This is a genomic window from Musicola paradisiaca NCPPB 2511 (assembly GCF_000400505.1).
Lineage (GTDB): Bacteria > Pseudomonadota > Gammaproteobacteria > Enterobacterales > Enterobacteriaceae > Musicola > Musicola paradisiaca.
In genome coordinates, this window is the sequence record NZ_CM001857.1 from 1,382,999 (window position 1) to 1,408,412 (window position 25,414).

General features: G+C 57.7%; 19 protein-coding genes and 2 pseudogenes. 8 read left to right on the forward strand and 13 right to left on the reverse strand.

The annotated features are described in order from the left end of the window. Nucleotides 1-15 precede the first annotated feature (15 nt). Entirely contained in the window at nt 16-750 is a 735-nt protein-coding gene (locus DPA2511_RS06285; protein WP_012764843.1) for an IclR family transcriptional regulator, read from the reverse strand. 235 nt (nt 751-985) lie between these two features. Here DPA2511_RS06285 and DPA2511_RS21180 point away from each other — a divergent pair. Next, nucleotides 986-2,373, forward strand: a pseudogene (locus DPA2511_RS21180) (NAD-dependent succinate-semialdehyde dehydrogenase). A gap of 115 nt (nt 2,374-2,488) precedes the next feature. On the opposite strand, the gene DPA2511_RS06295 reads toward DPA2511_RS21180, so the two are convergent. Beyond that, complete coding sequence (locus DPA2511_RS06295; protein WP_081636753.1) at nt 2,489-3,496, reverse strand: diguanylate cyclase; 1,008 nt, start codon at nt 3,494-3,496, stop codon at nt 2,489-2,491. 275 nt (nt 3,497-3,771) lie between these two features. Continuing rightward, nucleotides 3,772-6,729, reverse strand: a complete 2,958-nt coding sequence (locus DPA2511_RS21185) for a ligand-binding sensor domain-containing diguanylate cyclase (protein WP_012764846.1) — start codon at nt 6,727-6,729, stop codon at nt 3,772-3,774. 441 nt (nt 6,730-7,170) lie between these two features. Here DPA2511_RS21185 and DPA2511_RS21190 point away from each other — a divergent pair. Together DPA2511_RS21190 and edd are read left to right on the forward strand one after the other, a co-directional pair. Continuing rightward, nucleotides 7,171-7,708, forward strand: a pseudogene (locus DPA2511_RS21190) (gluconokinase). Further along, a complete protein-coding gene (gene edd, locus DPA2511_RS06310; RefSeq protein WP_012764848.1) occupies nt 7,705-9,510 on the forward strand; it encodes a phosphogluconate dehydratase in 1,806 nt (601 codons plus the stop codon). The pseudogene DPA2511_RS21190 and the gene edd overlap by 4 nt, the downstream one beginning before the upstream one ends. A gap of 161 nt (nt 9,511-9,671) precedes the next feature. Here edd and DPA2511_RS06315 read toward each other — a convergent pair whose 3' ends face one another. Further along, entirely contained in the window at nt 9,672-11,111 is a 1,440-nt protein-coding gene (locus tag DPA2511_RS06315) for a sensor domain-containing diguanylate cyclase (protein ID WP_035049490.1), read from the reverse strand. A 576-nt stretch (nt 11,112-11,687) separates the two neighbouring features. Here DPA2511_RS06315 and DPA2511_RS21195 point away from each other — a divergent pair. Both DPA2511_RS21195 and DPA2511_RS06330 read left to right on the forward strand, forming a co-directional pair. Next, entirely contained in the window at nt 11,688-12,788 is a 1,101-nt protein-coding gene (locus DPA2511_RS21195; protein WP_318903311.1) for an MFS transporter, read from the forward strand. Between the two features lie 197 nt (nt 12,789-12,985). Beyond that, the gene (locus DPA2511_RS06330; RefSeq protein ID WP_012764851.1) at nt 12,986-14,260 is read left to right on the forward strand and encodes a Glu/Leu/Phe/Val family dehydrogenase; all 1,275 of its coding nucleotides are present in this window, start codon (nt 12,986-12,988) and stop codon (nt 14,258-14,260) included. A 110-nt stretch (nt 14,261-14,370) separates the two neighbouring features. Here DPA2511_RS06330 and DPA2511_RS06335 read toward each other — a convergent pair whose 3' ends face one another. The 4 genes from DPA2511_RS06335 to DPA2511_RS06350 form a co-directional block, all read right to left on the reverse strand. Beyond that, nucleotides 14,371-15,267, reverse strand: coding sequence for a LysR family transcriptional regulator (locus DPA2511_RS06335; protein WP_012764852.1), 897 nt, complete (start codon nt 15,265-15,267; stop codon nt 14,371-14,373). A gap of 552 nt (nt 15,268-15,819) precedes the next feature. Beyond that, nucleotides 15,820-16,524: a LutC/YkgG family protein gene (locus DPA2511_RS06340; protein WP_023638195.1), complete on the reverse strand. Its 705-nt coding sequence runs from the start codon at nt 16,522-16,524 to the stop codon at nt 15,820-15,822. Then, nucleotides 16,524-17,945, reverse strand: a complete 1,422-nt coding sequence (locus DPA2511_RS06345) for a LutB/LldF family L-lactate oxidation iron-sulfur protein (RefSeq protein ID WP_012764854.1) — start codon at nt 17,943-17,945, stop codon at nt 16,524-16,526. Before DPA2511_RS06345 ends, DPA2511_RS06340 begins: the two co-directional genes overlap by 1 nt. A gap of 11 nt (nt 17,946-17,956) precedes the next feature. After that, nucleotides 17,957-18,676, reverse strand: a complete 720-nt coding sequence (locus tag DPA2511_RS06350; protein WP_012764855.1) for a (Fe-S)-binding protein — start codon at nt 18,674-18,676, stop codon at nt 17,957-17,959. Between the two features lie 277 nt (nt 18,677-18,953). Between DPA2511_RS06350 and DPA2511_RS21200 the strand changes: the two genes are divergently transcribed. Beyond that, nucleotides 18,954-19,802, forward strand: a complete 849-nt coding sequence (locus tag DPA2511_RS21200; RefSeq protein ID WP_012764856.1) for a helix-turn-helix domain-containing protein — start codon at nt 18,954-18,956, stop codon at nt 19,800-19,802. Here the strand turns inward: DPA2511_RS21200 and DPA2511_RS06360 are convergent. Both DPA2511_RS06360 and DPA2511_RS06365 read right to left on the reverse strand, forming a co-directional pair. Beyond that, nucleotides 19,756-20,451, reverse strand: a complete 696-nt coding sequence (locus DPA2511_RS06360) for a CidB/LrgB family autolysis modulator (RefSeq protein ID WP_012764857.1) — start codon at nt 20,449-20,451, stop codon at nt 19,756-19,758. The genes DPA2511_RS21200 and DPA2511_RS06360 overlap by 47 nt on opposite strands. Next, complete coding sequence (locus tag DPA2511_RS06365) at nt 20,441-20,857, reverse strand: CidA/LrgA family protein (protein ID WP_012764858.1); 417 nt, start codon at nt 20,855-20,857, stop codon at nt 20,441-20,443. The genes DPA2511_RS06360 and DPA2511_RS06365 overlap by 11 nt, the downstream gene beginning before the upstream one ends. A 464-nt stretch (nt 20,858-21,321) precedes the next feature. Between DPA2511_RS06365 and copC the strand changes: the two genes are divergently transcribed. Both copC and DPA2511_RS06375 read left to right on the forward strand, forming a co-directional pair. Then, a complete protein-coding gene (gene copC / locus DPA2511_RS06370) occupies nt 21,322-21,696 on the forward strand; it encodes a copper homeostasis periplasmic binding protein CopC (RefSeq protein WP_012764859.1) in 375 nt (124 codons plus the stop codon). Between the two features lie 87 nt (nt 21,697-21,783). Next, nucleotides 21,784-22,716 (forward strand): LysR family transcriptional regulator, encoded by a 933-nt coding sequence (locus DPA2511_RS06375; protein ID WP_012764860.1) that lies wholly within the window; start codon nt 21,784-21,786, stop codon nt 22,714-22,716. Here the strand turns inward: DPA2511_RS06375 and mdcH are convergent. From mdcH to DPA2511_RS06390, 3 genes are read right to left on the reverse strand one after another with little or no spacing between them, the layout of a single operon-like run. Further along, nucleotides 22,706-23,605 (reverse strand): malonate decarboxylase subunit epsilon, encoded by a 900-nt coding sequence (gene mdcH, locus DPA2511_RS06380; RefSeq protein WP_012764861.1) that lies wholly within the window; start codon nt 23,603-23,605, stop codon nt 22,706-22,708. The genes DPA2511_RS06375 and mdcH overlap by 11 nt on opposite strands. Then, nucleotides 23,602-24,219: a malonate decarboxylase holo-ACP synthase gene (locus DPA2511_RS06385; protein ID WP_012764862.1), complete on the reverse strand. Its 618-nt coding sequence runs from the start codon at nt 24,217-24,219 to the stop codon at nt 23,602-23,604. Before DPA2511_RS06385 ends, mdcH begins: the two co-directional genes overlap by 4 nt. Before the next feature lie 2 nt (nt 24,220-24,221). Then, on the reverse strand, nt 24,222-25,181 hold the full coding sequence (locus tag DPA2511_RS06390; RefSeq protein ID WP_012764863.1) for an AEC family transporter: 960 nt from the start codon (nt 25,179-25,181) through the stop codon (nt 24,222-24,224). Nucleotides 25,182-25,414: the final 233 nt, after the last annotated feature.

A 25,414-nucleotide genomic window follows, 5' to 3' on the forward strand; every position in this document is an offset into this window, starting at 1 on the left:
GCCGAACGACGGCCGTCAGCCCGCCAGTAGGGTGCGGCAGGCTTCCCGCGTATTTTCCAGCGCGTCCCGGATAGCCGGCAGCCGCGCCTCGAAACGGTAGGACGGGACGACGACGGAAATGGCGTGCGTCTGTTTGCCTGGAACCACTAACGGAATACCGATCGCACAGACGCCTTCGGCATGTTCCTGACGATCAATCGCGACGCCGGTTGCGCGGATCTGGTGAATTTCCTCCAACAACGGGTCGATGCCGGTGATGGTATTTTCCGTCAACGCCGACAAATCATTATTCACCAACCGGACGATCTCCTCATCAGTCATCAGCGACAGCATGGCCTTGCCGTTCGCCATCGCATACATCGGTTTTAGCCGGTCGTACACCGGCACGACCCTGACGGCCTGATCGCAAATAATACGATCGAGAAAAAGCACCTCCCGGCCGTGAAAAGTGGAAATATCGACGGTTTCCCGCGTGCTTTCAAACAGCTTCTCCAACGGATGCCGCAAACGCGCCGCCACGTTGGAATAGGCGTTCTGGGCCAGTTCACTGATGCCCCAACCCAGCCTGACGCCGCAAACGCCGGTTTCCACCAGATTTTCCTCCGCCAGCGTATCGATAATGCGCTGAACGGTGGAGCGGGGAAGATCGGCCTGCCGCGCCAGATCTCCAAGGCTCATCCCTTGACTGCCTAGTAGTCGCAGTATTTTTACGGCCTTCGAGATAACCTGAATACCCCCTGATTTTTGCATGACTCATCGGTCCTGTATCGTATGGTGGCCAAACTTGTATTGCATTTTGGGCGGCGTATGATGCTAGACATCTTTGACACCATTGGCAACGTCAAGGATGCCGATCCGATCGCAATGGTTGCGATGGTATATACAATGGTCTTGCCCGGTATGACAGACTGTCCCCTCGGGTTTGGGCTCCTTATTTTGCGGGAGACCGCCTGCTGTATGCCGGGATTTATTCACGGAGGTCATCATGGGATATGCAACAACAAATCCATATACTGGAGAACAGATAAAGACTTTCCCCAATGCTACGGATAGCGAAGTTGCTGAATCAATAACCAATGCGCACAATGCGTTTTTGTCCTGGCGGCAAACCGGGTTTGCCGAACGTGGCGCCATCTTGCAGAAGGCTGCCGATATCCTGCGACAAAACGCGGACGAGTTTGCCCGATTCCTGACGCTGGAGATGGGCAAATTGTTGTCTGAAGCGCGTGCCGAGGTGGAATTGTCGGCGCAGATTTTCGAATACTATGTTCACAATGCTGAACGGTTGCTGGCGCCGGAGGCGCTTCCCACCGCGGATAAGCACGCCACATCACACATTGTCCATGAACCTCTCGGTGTGCTGCTGGCGATTGAACCCTGGAACTTCCCCTACTATCAGATCGCCCGCATTATTGCGCCGCAGTTGTCCGCGGGTAACACCATTCTGCTCAAGCATGCGTCCAACGTGCCGCAAAGCGCCGCCCGTTTTGAACGGCTGATGGCGGATGCCGGCCTGCCCGCCGGTTGCTTCAAAAACCTGTACGCGACGCGCCAGCAGATTGAGACCATCCTGCATGATCCGCGTGTGCATGGGGTTGCACTGACCGGTTCCGAAGCCGCAGGCGCGATTGTCGCCCAACAGGCGGCGGCGGCGTTGAAGAAGTCCACACTGGAGCTGGGCGGCGCCGATGCGTTCTTGGTGCTGGCGGATGCAGATCTGGAAAAAACGGCGAAATGGGCGGTATTCGGCCGTCACTGGAATGCCGGTCAGGTTTGCGTATCGTCCAAGCGGATGATCATCGTCGATAAAATCTATGACGCCTTTCTGGAACGCTATACCCAGGGCGTTGCCGCTCTGCGTACCGGCGACCCGATGAGCGAGGAAACCACGCTGGCGCCGTTGTCCTCTCAGGCCGCGGCGGATGAAGTGAAGGAAAAATCCAACTGGCGGTGCAGCATGGCGCCACTGCGGTAGAGGTGGGGCCGAAAGTGCCGGAACGGGGCGCATTCGTACAACCGACCATTCTGACCAACGTGACGCCGGACAACCCGGCCTACCATATGGAGTTTTTTGGTCCGGTTTCCATGCTGTTCCGCGCTAAAGATGAAGATGATGCGGTACGTATCGCCAACGATTCGCCCTTTGGTCTGGGCGGTTCGGTGTTTACCGGCAACCCCGCGCACGGTGCTGAAGTGGCGTCGCGTTTGTCCACCGGTATGGTCTATGTCAACCATCCGACCCGGGTGAAAGCGGATTTGCCGTTCGGCGGGATCCGTCGTTCCGGCTATGGGCGGGAATTAACCTGGCTCGGTATTAAAGAGTTCGTTAACCACAAACTGATCTCGGTGGTGGATATCGATACCGGCTTCTAAGTTCGCTGTGTCACACCCATCAGGCATCCGTCATCGGGTGCCTGTTTATTTCGTCAGTCGCGCGTTATCACTCGGCAAACGGATAAGGGATACCTGCATTGATGGGCGTGACTGATTACGCCGCAGACTCGTGTTCCATCATATGGAAGCGGTTTTTGCCGCTCTTTTTAGCGGCGTAGAGCGCTTGATCCGCGCTATTCAGCCAACTTTGCGGGGTGGCGGCGTGTTCGGCTCTGGCGATGCCGATACTGATGGTGCAACAGAAGGTCGGGTCGGCGGGCAGGCGAATGGTCGCCACTTTGGCATGAAGTTGGTGAGCCGTCATCGTGACGATTTTATCCGTGCTGTTTTGGATAATGATGCCTAACTCATCACCGCCGAATCTGGCGGGCACATCATATTTCCCGGCGATGTTGCGCAATACCACGGAAATTTCGGTCAGCAGGTAATCCCCCGCTTCATGGCCGTAACTGTCGTTGACGTACTTGAAATGATCAACATCAATCAGCATCAGGTACGCATGGCTTTCACCGCGTTGTGTCCGCAGAAACTCTTTGTCGAGGCGCTGTTCGAATAACCGCCGATTGGGAATGCTGAGGTAGGGATCCATCAGGGTAATACGTTCCAGCTCCCGGCTTTTTTCACGCAGCCGTGCCGCCAACTGATAAGACACCACGCTGAGCGTGATCATGTAAATGGTGGATAGCGGCAGCGTCAACCAGAGCGTGCGTTCAGACAATACCGTGTAATGCTCGAAGCGCAGCAATGTCCAGACCAGGATAAAGGAAACGAAAGAGGCGACGGTCGACATACGCAGCAGCTTCCAGCCCCCGGCGGCGTAACGGTCGGCGATCAGAATAGAGATGATGATCGCCGATGGAAGCGGGCACACCCCCATCAAGGCGACCCAGGCGCCGCCGAAAGCGGTATCCAGCGTCATATTAATAAATTCGGCTTTTACCGGATCCCGTGCGTGCGAGGAGACGGCATAGGCAATATGCGGCCAGACGAAAGCATTGAGCACCAGCAGCAAGAACAGCGGCCAACTGCGGGATAATTCATACAGTACGGAAGCGATGGGGAAAAAGCACAGAAACGTGCCGAGCTGACGCATAAGAAACATGCGCCGGATGAAGCGGAAAGCCCGTAGCTTCAAATGATCTGTATCAGGAGAGTAGTACGGTAGCGTTTGCACGTTTCAGCCCGAAATAATATCGCTTGGGCATATAGTACCCCAGATAATTTCCGTTAATAAGGTTGTTATACAAATCTATTACGGCGACGAGTTTCCCTTATCGTGCCTGGTGTGCGCGGATTGAGAAAGGGGCTGGAAACGGTGCATCCCCGGCCCAGAGGCGGCCGGGGCGACGTCATCACCCAGTCCGACGCGCAGTCGCGTCAGATGTGGAAATGATCGGTAGCGACATGGCTTCCATCTGACCAGCACACCACCTTGTTTCTGCCGGTTTGTTTGGCGAGATATAACGCATGATCGGCTTGTCTTATCAGCTCCTGGCTGTCTTTGGCGGTGAATGAATCACACAGCCCGAAACTGGCGGTCACGCTCAACCCGTCGGCGATGGTCTGATAGTCGGCTTTAGTCAGCGCCAGTCGCAGCGATTCGCATACCGCCGCCGCCTGTTCGACCGTCATCCGGGGAAACAGCAAGGTGAACTCCTCGCCGCCCCAACGGGCGATCAGCATTGCATCCTGATGAAAATTTCGCAGGATATCGGCAATGGTTTGCAACACTTTGTCGCCGACCACATGCGACCAGCGGTCGTTGATTTGTTTGAAATGGTCAATGTCGAAGATAGCCAGCGTTAACGGGTAATCGTGACGTTGTGAGTCTTCAAAACAGCGTATCAACTGTTCGTCGAATACCCGGCGGTTATCCAGCTTGGTCAGTTGATCTTCTCTGGCCTGGCGTTCAAACGCCTCAGCCTGCTCCTGCAATGCCAGCGTTTTCACGGCGACCAGATCACGTAAGCGCGCCTCGTTGCGGCGCGCCAGACCCAGCCGCCAGCGAAACAGCAGCAGCAACGTCAGCAACAGCGTCAGCGCCAGCAGCCCCTGGAAGGAAGAACGTTGCCAGATAAAGGACTCAATACGCAGATTGACGACGGTGTCGGCCCCGTTCCACTCGCCATAAGGGTAACTGGCGGTCACGCGGAAGCGGTAGACGCCCGGCGGCAGGTTGGTGTATTCCGCCGATGTATCGTTACCTCTGTCGATCCATTGCGGATCGAAACCTTCCAGCCGGGTGCGATAGAGAATACGGGTGGGAAGCACATAGCCCAGCCCCGAATAGTTGATGCGGATGCGAGTGGTTCCGGCGGGGAACACGAGGCCATCGTGCTCACGAGTGGGTTTGTGGTTGCCGTCGACGGATTCGATCACCGCCGTCAGCCGGGTTTTGCCGAAATCGGGCAAACTTTCAGGATGCACCATTGCCGCACCTCTGGCGGTGGCTATCCAAATGCTGCCGTTCTGGTCGACGGTGGCGGCAGGCGTCGAACCGCCGTTGGCCTGCGCGCTGACCATACCGTCGCTTTCACCGAAGTGTTGCTGAGTGGTGAGTTTCCGCTTCTTGCCTTCCACCACATCCCGGGCATCATCCTGGCGTATACGTATCATGCCGCGGTTAGAGCTTAGCCAGAAATAACCCAGATGATCAGGCGTGACCTGAAACAGCTTGTCGATAGGAAGGCCGGCTTTGCGTCCAACCATGCCGATGGCGCCATCCCGAAAGCGGTAACGAATGAGACCACGATCGGTCGTCATCCACATATAGCCGGGTTCACTGTAGAAACCGAAGACATACTCCGCGTTGTCCATGCCGGAAATATCGATTTTGTGGAATTTGCCGTCGCTGAAAACAGAAACGCCGATACCGGTTCCGACCCAAATGCGATGCTGTTCATCTTCCTGCAATGCCATGATGAAGCCGGCGGGCAGACCATCGTCGGCGGTATAATTATGTATCGTGCCGTCAGTGCGCCATACGCTGAGCCCTGACGCCGTGCCGATCCACAGGTTTTGTTGGCTGTCGGTGATGATTGAACGTATTTCGTTGCTGGGCAGACCGTCGTTTTGCCGTAAGACGGCGGTTAGCTGCCCGTTTTTCCAGCGTAATAGGCCGTCGGTATAGGTACCGATCCACACGCTACCGTCCCTGGCTTCTCCCAGGCTAAGTACCGATGGTTGGGTGTGTTCGCCCCAGTTGATTTGCTCAACCCGGCCATTATTGATGCGGTTCAGGCCGGTGCTGCTGCCGACCCACAGGCTACCATCGGAATGCGCCATCACTGTTCGGATGTAGTCGCCGTTCAGGCCCTGACGTGTACCGATAGTGATAAACGGCGCCCGCCGCAGGCGAAGCAACCCTGAATTGGTGCCAATCCAGATGCTCTGCTCTCGATCCTGCAACATAACCTGTACGCGGTTACGAATAATGCCGCTATCGATGTTGAGCTGCTCAAGCCCCGCCGGGCTGAGCCGGAAGACACCGTGGTTGATGGTGCCGAACCAGGTATCCTGCTGGTTATCCTGCAACATGGCGGACACCACTTCACCGGCTAATGCGGGATGCAACAACGTGAAATTCTGACCGTCGCGTTTCCATACGCCTTTTTCGGTGCCGACCAACAGTGTGCCGTCGCGGGTGACGAGCAGGCTGAACACGCGAACGTGCGGTAAACCGCTGGCAAGTGGAACCAGCGCGGCTTTATGGTCGATCACCTGATAAAGGCCGTTGTCGGTAGCGACCCAAACCGTGCCGTTATCGTCTTCCACGATTCTGTAGGCGGTGACGTTATCGATAAATTGCTGATCCTGCGCGGCGCTTTTTTCAGCGGCGGGACGGAGGATGACGCCTCTCCCTGGCATGGTCATCCACAGGTTTCCGGCCTGGTCGCGCATGACGGAATTGATCATGGTGGGGGCGGGCGCATAGGGTTGCCAGATGTCGTCCCGGTATGATGACAGCCCGCCGCGAGCGCCTGCCGCCAATAGGCCGCCGTCCGGCTCCGCGATCAGCGCCTGAATACCCGAATCGGGCAATCCGGTTTCGGCGCCGCGTTCAAACAGGCGGAAACTCTGGCCGTTATAGCGGGCAAAGCCTTCCCAGGTGCCGAACCACAGATACCCTTCCCGTGTTTGTGCGATGGCGTTAATGCTGTTGTGTGGCAGGCCGTCTTTTGTCGACCAGGTTTCAAAGAAATACTCACTAAGCGGAATACGGGCATCCTGTGCCCATGCCGTCCCGCTGAGAAACATTGTCAGACCATAAAATAGTGTCAGACCATAAAACAGAATGCGTGTGTAAGCAGCGAAAATGCCAATGCGTTTATACATAGTTATTATCAACACATAGTTATTATCAACGTAAAAATTAATTATTCTGGTGGCATCTGGGCGGCGTCGCGAAGAATCACGGGACTCAGCTTTAAGATTGTAAAGCTATAATTGCCGAATTGCGTAGTACCTCGGCTTAATTCTACACATGAAATTTGATCAACCGGTTTTATCCCTCCACAAGATAACGAGTCGCCCGATGTGATGAAATAACCGTGCGATCAGTCTTCTTCTTTCCGGCCCCTTCTTCCGTCTATAACGCAATCCTATGTGTTGCCTATAAACCCGCGGCTATTGATGCTTAGCGCAGGGTTTGAATGGCATGCTGATTTGCGGCATTTGTCACAAATTTGATTGTTACCGGTAACATGTTACCGGTAACGTGATAGAGTCGCCGGTAGTGACGAAAGTAATGAAAATTTTTGAGACCGAGGCCAAATCATGACGGGACGTAGCTTTATTCTGATGGGGGTGTCCAGTACCGGAAAATCCTCCGTGGGCGCCGCGCTGGCTCAAGCGTTGTCGGCTAAATTTATTGATGGCGACGATTTGCATCCGCGCAACAACATTCTAAAAATGGCCAGTAAACAGCCGTTGAATGACGAGGATCGCGCCCCCTGGCTGGAACGCATCCGTGATGCGGCATTCAGTCTCGAACAGAAAAACGAAACCGGCATCATCGTTTGTTCCGCGTTGAAAAAAGAAATATCGCGATCAGATCCGCGACGGTAATCAGCGTGTCGTCTTTCTGCATCTGGCCGGCGATTTCGAACTGGTACGGCAGCGGATGCAGGCGCGTAACGGCCATTTCATGCCGGTAGAATTGCTGAAAAGCCAGTTCGATACGCTGGAAGCGCCGCTGGCGGAGGAAACCGATGTGGTGAACATTGATATCGCCGGTTCGTTTGACGACGTGGTGGCGCGCTGTCTTAAGGCCATCGAACGTCTGTCCGAGCGGCATCTGGAGGTGGTGTCATGAATCTTGTGATTGAACAGGTTGCCCGCCGGATTGCCGAACGTAGCCGCCAGACCCGTGACCGCTATCTGACGCGGATGCGCACGCAGGGTGCGAACGGTAAAACCCGTAAGCAGCTCTCCTGCGGCAATCTGGCGCATACCGTCGCCGCCTGCTCTTCGTCGCAGAAGAGCGCCATTCTCGATTTCACCCGCGCCAATGTCGGCATCATCACCGCCTACAACGATATGCTGAGCGCGCATCAGCCGTATGGCGGCTACCCGGATCAGATCAAAGCGGTACTGGCGGAACTGGGGCACAGCGCCCAGATTGCCGGCGGTGTGCCTGCCATGTGCGACGGGATTTCGCAAGGGCAGGACGGCATGGATCTGTCGCTGTTTTCCCGCGATGCCATCGCACAGGCGACGGCGATCTCTCTGAGTCACAATACATTTGATGCGACGTTGTTGCTCGGCGTGTGCGACAAGATCGCGCCCGGCCAACTGATGGGGGCATTGTCGTTCGGCCATCTGCCGACCGCGTTTGTGCCGTCCGGCCCGATGTCGACCGGGATCAGCAACGACGAAAAAGTGAAGGTCAGACAGCAGTATGCGGCGGGTCAGGTCGGGAAAGACGCCCTGTTGCAGATGGAGTGCGATGCCTATCACTCGCCGGGCACCTGCACCTTCTACGGTACGGCCAATACCAACCAACTGGTGTTTGAAGCCATGGGCTTGATGCTGCCAGGAGCGTCGTTTGTTGCGCCGAATACGCCGCTGCGTGCGGCGCTGACGCGCATGATCGCCGAACAGGTCGCGGCGCAGGCGCAGAACGGCACGCAGTATCGTCCGCTGTATCAGGTGGTGGATGAAAAAGCGATCGTCAACGGCCTGGTGGCGCTGCTGGCGTCGGGCGGTAGCACCAATCACTCGATCCATCTGGTGGCGGTGGCGGCGGCGGCGGGGTTCATGCTGACCTGGGACGACCTGGACGCGCTGTCGCAGGCGGTGCCGCTATTGGCGAAGATGTACCCGAACGGCCCGGCGGATATCAACGAATTCCAGCAGGCCGGCGGCGTGCCGGCGCTGATGAGCGCGCTGGCGGAACGCGGTTTACTGCATATGGAGGCGACACCGGTCTTTGGCGTGATGGCGGACTACCTGAAAACGCCGCAACTGGAGAACGGACAGGTGATTTATCGTCCTGCCGGCGCATCAACCAACCCGAGCGTGATTGCCGCTGCGGGCGCCTGTTTTAGCCAGCAAGGCGGCTTGAAAGTGGTATCGGGTAATCTGGGGCGCGGCGTGATCAAAATCAGCGCGGTCGCGCCGGAGCACCATTTCATCGAGGCTCCGGTACGGGTGTTTGCATCGCAGCATGATGTGGAAAAAGCCTATCAGGCCAACGAATTTACCCAGGATGTGGTGATTGTGGTGCGCTATAACGGCCCGGCGGCGAACGGGATGCCGGAGCTGCATACATTGATGCCGATTCTCGGCAACCTGATGAAAGCCGGGTTGAAGGTGGCGTTGGTGACGGATGGCCGCCTGTCCGGCGCCTCCGGCAAGGTGCCGGCGGTGATCCACCTCTCGCCGGAAGCGCAGCGCGGCGGGCCGCTGGCGCGTCTGCGTGACGGCGATCGGGTGCGGGTTGACGCCGCCAGCGGGCGGATGGATGTGTTGACGGATATCAGCCAACGGGATAACGCGGTTATCGATCTGACGCGCGAGCATGCCGGGTCTGGCCGGGAGCTGTTCTCGGTTTTCCGACAAGCGGTGTCGTCGGCAGAGCAGGGGGCGACCATCTTCAATTACCTGGGCTCCTGAACATCGGTCATGACGGGGATAACGTCATGCCATGCGCTCAAGCCTGAGCCATCGAGCTGGCTCGGCCTGCATACAGACGTTATTGCCAGGTGCCGAACTGTCGGCACCTTCAGGCGCGTTTTCGGCCCGATCATGGCAGGGCCGAAACGGTATCGGCGTGGTTAGTCCGCCATGACCGCCCGATCTCGCCCCTGGCGCTTGGCCTGGTACAGCGCTTTGTCGGCGCGCTGTACCAGATGGTCGAGGCTCTCGCCCGAATGGGATTCCGCCACGCCGCAACTGAGGGTGAGGTCGATGACCTGATGCCGGTGCGATACCAGCGCAAAACGGACGGCCTGACGTATCTTCTCGGCGATTTGATGAGCCTGATGCAGCGAGCACTCCCCCAGCAGTACCACGAATTCTTCGCCGCCCCAGCGGCAGGCGAAGTCCGTTTTGCGAATCGCGCGTTTTATCAGCGAGGCGGCGCGCACCAGCACCCGATCGCCGATGTTGTGCCCGTACTTATCGTTGATTTTTTTGAAGTGATCCAAATCAATCAGAATGAGGGAAAAGGTGTGGTGCTGCGCCGATTGCTTCATGCGCAGCGTCCGGACGATGTATTCAAATGCCTGTCGGTTCATCAAGCCGGTCAGTTTATCGGTGGTCGCCATCAGCTCAAGCCGCCGCTGGTAGGCGCCGATGGTTAACCAGATCAATATCAGCATGGTGACGCTGACCAGAATACTGAGGCCGGTGTTTTTCAGCAGCATGAACCACAATCGCTGGTCGTGCGGATTGCTATTTTGTTCCACCATCAGTTTCCAGCCAAACTCCGGAATAATGCGGGTGTTCAGAAAGATATTGTCATCGTTCAAGCGGTACTGATAGTTACCGCCGGGCGCCGTCAGGATTTGGGTCGCCAGCTGCTGTAATCCCGGTTGACGATGAATGTTCAGTTCGCGGCGAAATGTTTTACTGTGCAGCATGACATCGCCGTTTTCACCGATAAAGTAGATGGTGCGGTTGTAGCGTTGTTCGTAAGTTTCAATCAGTTGAGTCACCCGCTGTACCGGCAGGCCGACGCCGGTGACGCCGATAAAATTACCGTTGTAGTCGAACACCTTGTAGTTGATGAAAATATCCACCCGGGTGCGATTTTCCGGATCGGTATGGATTTCAATGTCGTAAGGGTCGCTACTTTGCGCATTCCTGATGTCGAAAAACCACTGGTCTTCCGGTGATTGCTCGGAAAGCGTGTGGTTTATCCGGTCCGGGTCGTAATAGCGGCGGGTGTTATTGGAAACAAAAAAGGAAACCACCGTGTTAAAGCGGCGGTCTATCTCTCTGAGATAGCGAATCATCGCTTGTGGATCCGTTTCATTCGCCAGCACCCAGTCTTTGACGAAGGTGTCGTGCGCCATCAACGATGAAATGAAAATAGGATTGAGCAGGTCGCGTTGGATTTCGGAGTAGATATTGTCGCTGGTGAGCGGCAGCGAGTTTTCTGAAATCTCGTCGAATAGCGAGTGGCGGGCGACCTGATAACTGCTCCAACTGATCACCAGAAATGCGCTTAGCAACATACAGGAAAACAGGATGGCGGCCCGTTTTCTATTCATCCAATAGATCTGGGAAGTTTGAGAAAAGGACAACCTGGTCTCCTCTGAGTGACGTCTACCGGCAAGACATTGATGCAAACGAGACATGGTAATGAAGTTAGCCTATAACGCCAACAACTGCTTGCTCTCGGTCTTGACGGCCAATTTCCTGTCCATGTCGGTAGCGCGGTGCGCCATTCCAGCATTCCACTATTCCAGCATTCCACTATTCCACCGACGGCCTCTGACGTTACCTGGCTCCGTTGCTCTGCCCGATACGGTGTGGCCTGCCGCTTTTTTTGATGGCATACGCCACGCTCATATCGCTTTTTTTCATCTGACAGCGAGAAATTAACTCGTTCGTCACGGCACTTTCTATCTGTTTTAATTGAAAAAAATGTCGGAACCGCGTTGAAAAGTTTCCGACGAGTCATGTTTAGGAAGCGTGACCGGTTCTCGGGAGCGCGTGGCGGGAGTGTGTGGTGAGTCAGTCTTATTCGGATGTGGGGGTGCATGTCGTCAATGATCGCCCGACATTGTTAGCCATCGTGATGATTGGCGTGGCGCAAATACTGGTGTGGGGGGGGATCCTTCTTCGTGCTGTCCGTACTGGCCCGGCCGATTATGGCGGAGACCGGGTGGGGACGTCAGTGGGTGTACGGCTCCCTGTCGATCGGGATTCTGGTGTCCGGTCTGGTGATGCCCCGGTGCGGTAGGTACATCTCTCGCCATGGCGGCCGCGACATGCTGGCCTGGAGCGGCATCGTCACGGCGCTTGGCATGTTACTGATGGCGTATTCCACCACACTGCCGATGTTCATAGGCGCCTGGGTGGTGCTGGGCGTAGCAATGGCGATGGGGTTGTACGACGCGCTGTATGCCACGTTGGGCGACTGTTACGGCAAACAGGCGAAACACGCCATTACGCTGATCACGCTGATTTCCGGTTTTTGCACTACGGTCGCCTGGCCGCTGCTGGCGTTCGGCGTTGCCCACTGGGGATGGCGACATACCTGCGTGTTGTGGGCCGTCCTGTTGGTCGCTGTTGTCTGGCCGGTCTACCGCACTACCTTGCCAGTTGCCCGGAAGGCGCGTACCAATGCCGCGCACTCACAGACCATCGCCGTCACTGTTGATCGTCGGCTGTACCTGCTGTTGGCCAATATCTTCATGCTTTCAGCGGTGACGATGACCGTTATGTCGGTACAACTGATTGATATTCTTCAAGATGAAGGGCTAAGCCTTGCCGCAGCGATTGGCGTAAGCGCGCTAATCGGGCCGAGCCAGGTGGCGGTGCGGGTGCTGGATATGGTGGCGCGCATTCGTCATCCGGTTTGGTCGCTGCTGTTTTCCGTCACGCTGGTGTTGCTTGGCGTGGTGTTTATCGCCGTATTCCCGGCGCATGCCGCATTGGCGGTGGTGGTATACGGCGCCGGCAATGGGATGCGCGCCATTGTGCGCGGCACCTTGCCGTTGGTCATTCTGCGCCCGGAAGAGTTTGCCGTGGTGATGGGGAAAATCGCCCGCCCGTCGTTGATCGGGCAGGCGATGACGCCGTTGCTCAGCGGCTATCTGTTTGAGTTCGGCGGCGCCCGCAGCGTGTTGCTGGCGGTGACGGTGCTGTCGTTGGTGAATGTGACGCTGACCGGGTTGTTGATCGTCAGGCTGACGCGGCAGGGCAGGATGACAGCATCCTGATTTTCATGGCATATGTGACCGCCATCCTGTTTGCATCGGCGCTATTTGGCATGATTTCTTACCGCGGCATCGGCTGGCGCGGGGGCATCGTCGTAAGATTTTCGGGTTGCGGTGGAATAACCGCTCGCCGCGGTTATACATAATGAAGTGATACCGTCGAGCAGTTCCAGATCATTGATTGATACAGGATCGTTATTATGTCTCAGCTTTCTTATGTCAGTGAAAACGCTACAACAGCATGGAAAACCTACCTGGCGCAGATTGATCGCGTTGCTCCCTATCTGGGGGAGTTGTCGCCGTGGATTGATACGTTGCGTCATCCCAAACGTGCGTTGATTGTGGATATTCCCATCGTGATGGACGATGGCTCCATCCGGCATTTCGAAGGGTTTCGTGTGCAACACAATCTATCGCGCGGGCCGGGCAAAGGGGGCATTCGTTATCACCCCGACGTAGACCTGAACGAAGTGATGGCGCTGTCTGCCTGGATGACGATCAAATCCGCCGCGCTCAATCTGCCGTTCGGCGGCGCCAAAGGCGGTATTCGGGTCGATCCGTCGTCGCTCTCGGAGAGCGAACTGGAAAGGCTGACCCGGCGCTACACCAGTGAAATTGGGTTGATCATCGGCCCTCAGCAGGATATTCCGGCGCCGGACGTAGGCACCAATGCCAAAGTCATGGCCTGGGTGATGGATACCTATTCCATGAATATGGGGACGACGGTGACTGGCGTGGTCACGGGTAAACCGGTGCATCTTGGTGGGTCGCTGGGGCGTGTGAGGGCCACCGGGCGCGGTGTGTTCGTTACCGGCGCCGAAGTGGCCAGGCAGTTGGGGATCGAGGTGGCGGGCCTGCGGGTGGCGGTGCAGGGTTTTGGCAATGTGGGCAGCGAAGCGGCTTTGCTGTTCGCCCAATCCGGCGCCCATATTGTCAGTGTGCAGGATCACACCGGTACCCTGTATAACCGCGACGGCATTCAGGTTGAACAATTGGTGGAATGGCAAAAAACGCACCGGGGTATTGCCGGTTTCCCCGGCGCGGAGGCCATTGAGGGCGACAGCTTCTGGGATATCGACATGGATATTCTCATTCCGGCGGCGTTGGAGGGGCAAATCACCGCCGATATCGCGCAACGCCTGCGCTGCCGGCTGGTGCTGGAGGGCGCCAACGGGCCGACCTATCCGGAAGCCGACGACATCCTGACGCAGCGCGGCGTCACGGTGGTTCCTGACGTCATTTGTAACGCCGGCGGGGTGACGGTCAGCTATTTTGAATGGGTGCAGGATATCGCCAGTTATTTCTGGACTGAAGATGAAATCAATGCCCGCATGGATAAAATTATGCGTGATGCGATCACGCATGTCTGGAATAAAGCCAAAGAGAAAGAGTGTACGTTAAGAACCGCCGCCTATATTGTGGCCTGTGAGCGTATTCTGACGGCAAGAAAAGAGCGCGGTATTTATCCCGGCTGATGCCGTCTGATATAAGTTAATGTGATTTTAAAATCGCTTTCTGAATATCAGGAAGCGATTTTTTATTTGTCAGTGTCGGTATTTCTATGCCGGGGATTAATACGTTTTTTTTAAGGTTCACTGCGTAAAATCGTATTAAAGTTACAGCAATCCTGAGCCAGCATAATAATAGACGAAACCAGTTCGCTGCGAACATCCGCTTTATACATGGCAACATAGGTTGTGAGCGGTAATGCGGGGAAAATATCCAGTTCCACCAATTTTCCCATCGTCACCAACTGTTGCAGGCAGTGCCGGGGAAAATAACCGACGCCCAGACCGGAAATGGTTAACGCCATCAACGCGACAATACTGTTGCTGATGAGTTTATCCGTCGGTTTAAAACCGATCGATTTAAACCAGCGGTGGTAAAGCAGACCGGAGCCGGATTTATCGATCAACAGTTTATGTTTGCCCAGTTCGTGCAACTGAATCGGCTGGGTGTGGTCAAGCAATCCCGGTTTGCACATCCAGACGTTTTCAACCTGGCCGACAGGCTGTGAAGCGAAACGGGCTTCGGCGAAGGCGTCGGGCACGATCATCAGATCGATATCGTCGGTGAACAGCTTTTCCCGGAGATTAAGGCTCATATCGACGTCAGGCTCAACCGTCACCCGAGGGTAATTGCGCTGGATCAGTGCGATCAGCCGGGGCAGCCAGGTCATTGCCGTCAGCTCCGTCACCCCGATACGGATGGTGCGTTCGATAACGTGCGGCGAGCTGATTTGCTCCAGCGAAGCGGTTCGCATATCCAGCATTCTTTTGGCCAGAATCATCATCTCTTCGCCTTTTTCCGTCAGACGAGAAGTGCGCTGATGCCGGTCGAATAAATCGACATCCAATAAACTTTCTAATTCCTGTATGCGTTTGGATATAGCGGATTGGGTGGTGTGCAACTTTATTGCGGCAGGTAAAAAGCCGCCTAACTGGGCGACCCAATAAAGTGCTTCGAGTTGCTTGAACGTCATGTGTTACGCCGGGGTGAGCAAAATTACCGGCTATTAGATGCCTTTTTATCATTGAAGGCAATATACCCGGCCTACTTTATATAACAAGGGTGTCGGTTGTGTTTGTTCACCCGAATCATTTAGCGGAATAAGCACATCGGCATTCACGCTTTTGCCGCTTTTCTGTCACTGAGCTTATTTAAGAATGGGATGTTAATTTTGCCTGATTGTTAATTAATTTAATTTTTTAACCGAACGATATTTTATTCATAAAAGGTGTGAATGAAATAATATTCAGCTTAGAGCCTATCCCATTAGGACTATTTCACTTGCCATTTTGGCCCTGGGCAGTGCTCGAAATCCTCACGTACTCTGTGTACGCGCCGGTTTCTGTGCGGTTTCCCGAGTCCAAACTGGCTGCGCCAATAACGTCGACTGGGATAGGCTCTTATTTTCCTATCAATATCCCCGTCATCCTTCAGATTGCAGGGGGGCGGCCTTTCGGGTTGTCCGTGACGAAGCGAGCGAGATGGGCGGCGTCTTCGTCATCACGAGCAGCCGCCCGTAGCTCGCTTATGACGCCGGCGTGTCATCAATGATCAGATAAGCCGCGTTGAGCGGGCCATGAACCCCGACAACCTTGATAAGCTCGATATCGGCGGTGGAACTGGGGCCGCCGATCAGATTGATGCAGGAAGGCAGGCGCTCGCCCTGCCGAACCCACTGGCGTAATGCCTGCGCCAGCTGGGCGACGCGCGGCAGCAGCGTGCTTTTGCGCACGACGAAAATCGTCGACTCCGGCAGCAGGCTGATGGCGCGTCCCTGTTGCGGCGAGGAAAACAGCACCACGCCGCCGGATTCGACCAGACCGTACCGGGCGTAAACCACGCCGACTTTGGCCTGCTCCGCCAGCCGTAGGTTTTCGTCGCCCAGATGCGCGTCCCAACAGTGGGCCTGGCAGGCTTGCCGCAGGCGATCGGTAATACCGAGCGCTTGCAATTGCGGGTCGCCGCTGACTACCACCGGCGCATGGCCGTAACGGTCGCACAGGCGGACAGCCGCGTCGGCGGCGTCGGCTTCATGGGTCAGCTCGCAATGCGCCAGCATCACGCCGGAAGCGTAGTCGATAAAGGCGTCGCATCGCTGTTGCGGCGTCAGATCCGTCAGCCGCGTTCCGGCGTAGTCGTGCGTCGGCGCGGGCAGCGGCGTCGGTGCCAGGCGCAGGTCGCGACCAAGCTGGCGGGCGATCGTCGCCAGAAATTTATCGCGGTTTTCCATCATTGCTGCTCCTGTGTCTGATGCTTTTTGAACCAACTGCGGAAGCTTTCGCCGTCCGGATGGGGTAAATCGCGCGCCTCCGTCCATTCACCGATAGCGCCGAGGTTGAACGGTGTTTTCCCATTTCGAATCAGCCAGCGGGCGGCATGGGCGCCGGCCACCATGCCGACTTTCCATATCCCCGGATGGCTATTGGCGTAAGTAAACAGCCGCATGATGAGCCGCTCGGTACCCGGCGTCATGCTGTTTTCCGCCAGCACGCGCCGGTGTTGCAGAATCAACCCGGAGAGCGGAATACGTACCGGGCAAACATCGTCGCAGGCGGTACACAGCGAGCAGGCGTAAGGCAGCGATTTGAAATCTTCATAGCCGCCCAGCAACGGTGAGAGGACGGCGCCGATCGGCCCCGGATAGATGGAGCCGTAGCCATGCCCGCCGATATGGCGGTAAGCCGGGCAGGTGTTGATGCAGGCGCCGCAGCGGATGCAGCGCAGCACGTCGTGGAAGGCCGAACCCAGAATCTTCGAGCGGCCGTTGTCGACGATGACCAGATGGAATTCCTGCGGGCCGTCCACGCCGTCGGCGTCGCGCGGGCCGGTGAGCCAGGTGTTGTAGCCGGTCAGGCGGGCGCCGACCGCGCTGCGCGCCAGCATGGCCAGCAGAATATCCAGCTCTTCAAAGGTGGGTACGACGCGCTCCATGCCCATGACGGCGATATGGGTGCGGGGCAGGGTGGTACACAATCTGGCGTTGCCTTCGTTGCTGACCAGACTGACCGAGCCGGTCTCCGCCACAGCGAAATTACAGCCGGTCACGCCGACTTCCGCGTTGAGGAATTCTTGACGGATGGTGTGCCGGATGAAGCGCGTCATCGCCTCCGGCGTTTCCGGGCCGTCATAACCCAGTTTTTCCTGCAAGACCCGGCGGATTTGATGCCTGTCCTTATGGATGGCGGGCACCACCACATGGGAAGGCGCGTCGTCGTCCAGTTGCAGGATGTACTCCCCCAAATCGGTTTCGATCACCTGAATCCCGGCTTGTTGCAGAGCGGCGTTCATGCCGATCTCCTCCGTCACCATGGATTTGGATTTCACCACGTTGCGGGCGTTTTTCTCCTGCGCCACCTGCAGGATATAGCGGGTGGCGTCTTCACGGGTTTGGGCGAAGAAGACCTTGCCGCCGTTGGCCGTCACCTGCTCCGACAGCTGATAGAGATAAGCGTCCAGATTGTCGAGTACGTGGGCGCGAATCTGCGCCGCGCGCGTGCGCCAGTCGTCCCAGTGGCTCAGTTCATCCACCATTTTCTGCCGGTTGGCGCCGATGCGCTCCTGAGCATTGGCGACCGCCGGACGCATGATGTCGTCGGCGATCTGCTGGCGGATGCGTTTTCGAAACGGCACATCGCTGGTTTTGAGGTACATACGTTATCTCCTTAGCGACTCATCAGTACGTCGGCAATATGCATCACCTTGACCGCATGGCCTTCGCGGCGCAGGCGGCCTTCGATATTGATCAGGCAACTGATATCCGCGCCGATCAGGTAGTCCGGCGCGGCCGCCATGATGTGTGCCGCTTTTTCTTTCACCATCTCACCGGAGATTTCCGCCATTTTGACGGAAAAGGTGCCGCCAAAGCCGCAGCAGGTCTCCTGGGCGTGAAACGGCAGCAGTTCCAGATCGCGGACATTGTGCAAGAGCGTAAGAGGTTCATCGCGCACGCCCAGTTTGCGAAACAGGCTGCACGACGGGTGATAGACCGCTTTCCCCGGCAGCCGGGCGCCGACGTCGGCGATGCCCAGCCGGTTGACGATAAAGGAAGTCAGATCGTACATGCGGGCGGCGACCCGGTCGGCGCGGGCGGCCCAGTCGGGCTCGTCCGCCAGCCAATGGGCGTAGTGGCGGATGGCGTTGGTGCAGGAGCCGGCGGGGGAGATGATCGGGTCGTCATTCTCCTCCAGCGCGGCGATCAGCGTTTTCATTCCCGGCGTGGCCTGCTGGATATAACCGCTGTTGAGGGCGGGCTGCCCGCAACACCCCTGTTTTTCCGGGAAATGTACCTGACAACCGAGCTGCTCCAGCAGCAGCACGGTGTTTTGAGCCATCCGCGATTTCAGGGCATCGCCAAGGCAGGTGACAAAGACATTCACATTCATTGGGTTCTCTCTTTCACATGAAACGGCCCGGTTCTCAACCAAAATGGTCGGGAGGAACGGTGCGAGCCGGCATCATCGGCGATGATGCTATTAACATTTTTTTCTATTAACACGTTGATTAACGGCGGGTTTTTTCTGTCATGACGTGCCGTCGTCCCTGATGATGACCGATTCCCTCTGGTGACTGGGAAAAGGGAGAATGGCTTATTATTGGGTACATCGCCGTGTCCTGTTTTACTATATAAGGACAAGTTTCATTGAGTAGAGGACAAGTGTGATGCCGTCTTTATCCGCACCGGCGCCGATGCCCGCGCCGGCGCCGTTCTCACTGCCGCGTTCGGTCTATTTCCGGACTTACCCGTTGACGAAAGGAACGCAGGTGGCGCAGCACCAGCACCCGTTTGTCGAGTTTCTGTATGCGCGCGAAGGCGGTATGCGTATGGAGATTGAAGGGAAGACGCTGATCGTGCCGGTGCTTTACGGCGTCTGGATCCCGGCCAATGTGCCGCACCAGATTCTGGCGACCAGCAATGTACTGCTGGAGAGTCTGTATGTTGAACCGGAGTATGCCGCGATTGACCATGACAGCAGCAAGGTGGTGGTGATCAGCGATTTCGTGCGGGAATTTATCCACTACGCGACGGAGCATATACCTGAACAATACGATGAGGCCGGGGATGACGGCAAAATGGTCGATGTGCTGACGACGTTGTTGCGACAGTTACCCGACGCCGGTTTCTCGCTACCGTGGCCGGAGTCCGTCGTGTTGGTGCGGGTCTGCCGCGATATTCAGCAAGCGCCGGATGCCGCGCACGGTATTGAGGCGTGGGCGGCCCGTACCGGGATGTCGGTACGGACTTTTTCCCGCCGTTTCAGGAAGGAAACCGGCGTGTCGTTCAGCGAATGGAAGAAGCGTCTGCGGCTGTTGGAGTCGATCATCATGTTGAAAGATAACCGCAGCGTCACTCAGGTGGCGCTGGATCTCGGTTATTCCAGCACCGCGTCGTTTACCTTTGCCTTCCGCCAGATGTTCGGCGTACCGCCGACGCGCTATCAGTCCGCAGCCCACCAGAGTGCGACTAGCCCGCCACCGCCAGCAACAGCGGGAACAGCAACGGCGCGATAAGCGAGGTGATGATCCCGCAAATCACCAGCGCCAGCGAACTGAAGGCGCCTTCTTCGTAGTCCAGCTCGGCGCAGCGGGCGGTGCCAAGCGCATGCGCGGCGGTGCCTATTGCCAACCCGCGCGAGGCTTTGGTGTGGATACGCATCAGGTTCAGCAGGCTGTGCCCGAAAACAGCGCCGAGGATCCCGGCGAAAATGACGCATACCGCGCTGATGGCCGGGATGCCGCCGATGCTACCGCCGACCGCCATGGCGATCGGCGTGGTCACGGACTTCGGCAGAATGGAGGCGGCGATAGCGGGCGATGCGCCCAGCCGCAGGGCAATCCAGGTGCCGGTCGCCATAGCGACCACGCTGCCGATAAAGCAGACGGTAATGATCGATTTCCAACGCATGCGGATCTGATGCAACTGTTCATACAGCGGGAACGCCAGCGCCACCACCGCAGGTTGCAGCAGGCTATTCAGCGCCTGGCTGCCGTTGAAATAACGGGCGTAGGGAATGTGGCTGACCAGCAGGAAGGCAATCAGCACCAGCATGGAGATCAGCAGCGGATTGAACAGCGGCGTATTCAGCCGTTGTGCCAGACGGCGTACCGCAAAGTACACCAATAATGTCAGCGGCAGCGACCACCAGATGTCATGCCACATGATCGGCTCCTTTCTTGGGTTGGGTCGGCTGCCGGGATGACGTGCGGCCATGAACGAGGTGTGAGCACCCGCTTACCGTGACGAGCACGATCAGCGTACTGACGGTGCAGGAGATCACCACCGGCCCGAACTGGGTACGCAGCAGGTCGGCGTACTGCATCACGCCGACGCCAATCGGGACAAACAGCAGCGCCATATAGCGAATCAGTATGTGACACCCCGGTTTGGCCCACGGCACCGGTACCCACTGGGTGGCGAGCAGCAAAAACAGGATCAGCATGCCGATGATGCTTCCCGGGATGCTGATGGGAAGGAGGGCGGCAATGCCGCTGCCGAGGTACAGACAGGCGTAAATCAGGATGAACGCCCGGGCCTGATGCCAGAAACCATTGATGGATATACGCATGGAAGTTTGCCACTGAGTTAAATGGAGATTTGCCGAGAGGGCACGGCGTCATGTCGGCTGAACTCTCTGCCTGACGCGCATTATCCGTCAACCTCGCTGGCATATATTGCTATGTCAGGCCAATGTTTATCGAATTAAAGACAATGTGATTGCTGTCACTCTATCGGGAGACGGCCGCACAGGAGGGCGGGATGTGGTGTATGACGTCAGAGACAGGAGCACCACCGGCCGATGGGTAACGCGCGGCGGCTGCACGCGGGGTACCATGTTCTGCCTGATGCGCGATAGCGGCTGCGGCCATAACGGGCGTTCAGCCAGTATGGGGGACAGCGGAGGCTCTGTTTTACTAGGGTCGCCGCCCGGCTCAGGGTAAGGTTATCCCCGGCGGTCATGACCACGCCGTATGTTTTCGCTTCCGCCCGGTTTCCCGGCGGTTTTTTATTATCAGCTGACTGGATTTGACCATGACAAACTCATTGAAACACCTGACGTTAGCGGCATCTTTGGTGATGGCGCTGCTCCCGGTATCGCAGGCTTATGCTCATGCCCACCTGAAGTCCGCCGAACCGGCCGACAAGAGCGAAGTAGCGGTTGCGCCGGGGCAACTGACGCTGACGTTTACCGAAGGCGTTGAAGCTGCCTTCAGCGGCGTTGAGCTTAAAGATGCTGCCGGGAGCCCGGTAAAAACCGGCAAGGCAGTTGTCGATGCGGCGGATAAAACCCGGTTGGTGGCGCCGCTTGCCGCGCCGCTGAGCGCGGGAAAATACAGCGTCGACTGGCATGTGTTGTCTGTGGATGGGCATAAAAGCCAGGGTAAATACAGCTTCAGCGTGAAGTAAGGCGCGTGACTGCCGGGTGATGATGCGCGGCCGCCAGGCGGTCGCCATGGTTGTGGGTCGGCGCGGCCGCATTAAGGATAACGTGCAATGAAAGATGAGATTAATCAGGATATTACTTTCCGCAAGCTGTCCGTTTTCATGATGTTTATGTCGAAAGGCAACATCGCCCGCACCGCGGAGGCGCTGGCGCTGAGCGGGGTCAGCGTACATCGCGCGTTACATACGCTGGAAGAGGGCGTCGGCTGTCCGCTGTTTATCCATAAAGGCCGCAACCTGGTGCCGCTGCCTGCGGCGTGGACGCTGCTGGAGTATTGCCAGGATGTGATTGGCCTGATGACGCGCGGCCTGGAAGAAACTCGCAAGGTCGCGGGCGTCGGGCAGGGGCGGCTGCGCATCGGCACGCTGTATTCGCTGACGCTGGAAACCGTGCCGCGCATTATTATGGGCATGAAGCTCAGACGCCCGTCGCTGGAGCTGGATTTGACGATGGGGTCGAACCACATGTTGCTCAATATGCTGGAGGATGACGCGCTGGACGCGATCCTGATCTCCACCCGCGAAGGCGAGTTCAACGGGTCGACGTTTGATGTGATCCCGCTGTTTCATGACGATATCTTTCTGGCCGCGCCCGCCAGCGAACGGCTTGATACCCATCAGCTTGCCGATTTGCGCGATTATGCCGACCGTAAGTTTGTCTCGTTAGCCGAAGGGTTCGCCACCTATGACGGTTTTCAGGAGGCGTTTCATGTCGCCGGGTTTGAACCGAAGATCGTGACCCGGGTGAACGATATTTTCTCGATGATAAGCCTGGTACAGGCCGGGGTAGGGTTCGCGTTGATTCCGGGCCGCATGAAAAAGGTGTATGAGCAGGATGTACAGTTGTTGAAGCTGGCGGAGCCGTACCAGATGCGCCAGCTGATTTCGATCGTCTATGCCCATAACCGTGAGCGCGACCCGGATCTGCTGGCGCTGGCGGCGGAAGGGCGCATGTACACCCGCAGTCTCAACGTCACTGCCTGAACACCTGCGCCAGATGGCGCGCCACGTCGATGCCGCTGCGCTCTAGCGAAAGACACTCTCCTTGCCAGGCGGCCTGCCGCGTCAAGCAGGTCAGCACGCCGCCGGGCGGCATTTCAATCGCCAAGCGGGCATCGCGCTGGTTCGCCGACACCATGGCGTCTTGCCATTGCACCGTTCGCGCCATATTGAATGCCAGATCGTCGGCAATCCGCGCCGGATCCCACAGTACGCGGCCGGTGCTGCCGCTCAGATAGGCGCAGCGTGGGCGAGCCAACATCACGGTGGAAAACGCCTGCGCCAGTTCGGCGGCGGGTTTATCCAGCAGCGCGCAGTGGGACGGTACGCTGACGGCCAACCGCTGCGCTTTGCCGGCGCCCGCCGCCAGCGCTTTTTGGGCCACCGCCGCCATCGCCTCATCGCTGCCGGCAATCACTATTTGCGTTTCTGCATTCAGGTTGGCGAGATAAACGTCGCTGTCGGCGATCAGCGCTTCGACGCGATCGCGGGTCAGCCCCATGATGGCCGTCAGGCCGTAGCCGTGCGGATACGCCTGTTCCATCAAATCGCCGCGCAGGGCGACCAGACGCAGCGCGTCGGTGAAATCCAGCGCCCCGGCGATCACGGCCGCCGGGTAGGCGCCGATGGATAAGCCGCTGACGATATCGGGATGGACGCCGTGCTGTTGTAGTTCCCGCGCCCAGGCGACGCCGGCGATTAACAGGCACAGCTGCACGGCGCGGGTGTGGCGCAGCGCTTGCGGCGAATCGAGCGTTTCCGCTTCTGCGCCCAGAACGGCGCGCGCGGCCTCAAGCACGTCTCCGTGCGGTAAGGTGTGCAACATCCCGGGGTACTGTGTTCCCTGACCGGGAAACGTAAACAGAATTTTCATGGTTCCTCCCTGCTCCAGGGTGAAGCGCTCAGGCGTGGGCCGTGCGAGGTTTTCAGCAGCGCGCGGCCTTCCCGCAGCCATTCATTGAGCGCAAATGCGCCGACGGGGGTTTCCACCTGCGTATCCACGCGGCACGGCAGCGTCGCTACGACGGATTGCCAGTGCAGCAGTGCCTCGTGTGCCGGTTCGAGCGGCGCGCGGATCAGCAAATCCAGATCGCTGTCGGCATGCAGTACCGGGATGCCGGTCGCCAGCGCATAGGCGGTGCTGCCAAGGATGCCCCATGGCCACGGCCAGTTATACGCGGCAAGCGTGGCGGCCGCCCGCACCGGCGGCTGGGCGCGAAACGGCGAGCGCCGCAGCGCGGCGTCGACCAGCTTCTCCGGCGTGACGAGGCGGGCGATCGCCTCGGCATTCACCCAGCCGGCGGCGCGTTGCCCGCGTTGGATGCCGCGCACGCCGACCGGAATGCGGCCGGCGGCGTCCTCATCGCGTCGCACCACCACCGGCAAGCTGGCGCGCCACTGGCTGGCGACCCACGCATCCTGAATGTCTTCCAGCATCTCGGCGGCGTGAAGCCAGAGCAGATCGTGGGGGCGCGGCGTGAATAACATGATTAGAGTCCAGCGGTTAGGGTGATAAACAGCGGCAGCGACAGGATACACAGTACCGAGCTTAACAGCAGCACGGCTTCCGCATCCGGCGACTGTACGTTAAAGCGGTTGCCGAACACCACGCCGAAGAAACCGGCCGACAGCGCAATCATCAGAATCGCGGTGATCGCCACGGAACCGTGCAGACCAAACGCGATAACGATACCCCAGGCGATAAACGGTTGGATCAGCAGTTTGGCGATCGTGGCGCTGACCACCATGGTGTTGAGCTTCAGCTTACGGGCGGAGAGGATCACGCCGGTCAGGAACAGCGCCGCCGCGGTGGCCGATAACCCCAACGGTTTGATGGCCGCCAGCAGCAGCTCCGGCATGTTGAGACCTATGGCGGAGAGCGCCACCCCCAACAGAGGGCCCAGCACAATCGGTTTTTTCACCGAGCGCCACATCAGCACCGGCAGCATGGACCACGTTGAGCCGCTGTTTTCCCCGGCGGCGCGGGCTTTCTCGCGTTCCAGGATCAGCAGGCAGAACGGTGTCATCAGTACCGAACCGCAGGCGATGGAGACGGCGACGGAAAGCGAGGTGGATGACCCTTCGCCCAGCACGCTGCCGAGGATCGGCAGGCCGAGCGCGGCGTAGTTGGGCAGGGCGACCGTCAGCGTCAGCACGGCGGCGTCCTGCGGCGATTTGTTAAATACGCCGGTGGCCAGGAAGTAGAGGGCGGCGTAGGTGATCCACATTCCCAGCGTCAGCACCACAATCAGCGGCGAATGCGCGACGATGCCCGACCACGGCGTCTGCACGGTGGCGCTGAACAGCGCAGCGGGGAGCGCGAAATCCATCACGAAAATATTGAGCAGGGATACATTCTGGTTATCGACCATTTTGGCTTTGCCGGCCCAGAAGCCCAGCAGCATGATGACGAAAATGGGCGCGAGAGCATGAACAATCACATAAGTCATAAATCACCTGTAGATAAAAAGGAAAGAGCACTGGCGCGATGGTTATTATTTTCAAAAAGCAGCGCCTGACGCGGGTAATGGTTGTCAGTGACGTATCAATGTCAGCACCGTGAGCGCGAAGGGAAGGCGTCCTTCCGTGAACCCCCCTTGCGTTTCCCGCCTGACTAAAAACGTCGCCAATCGGCATTACGGCTAACGCGGGCGATATAAAGGCGCCCGGCAAAGGCTGCTTT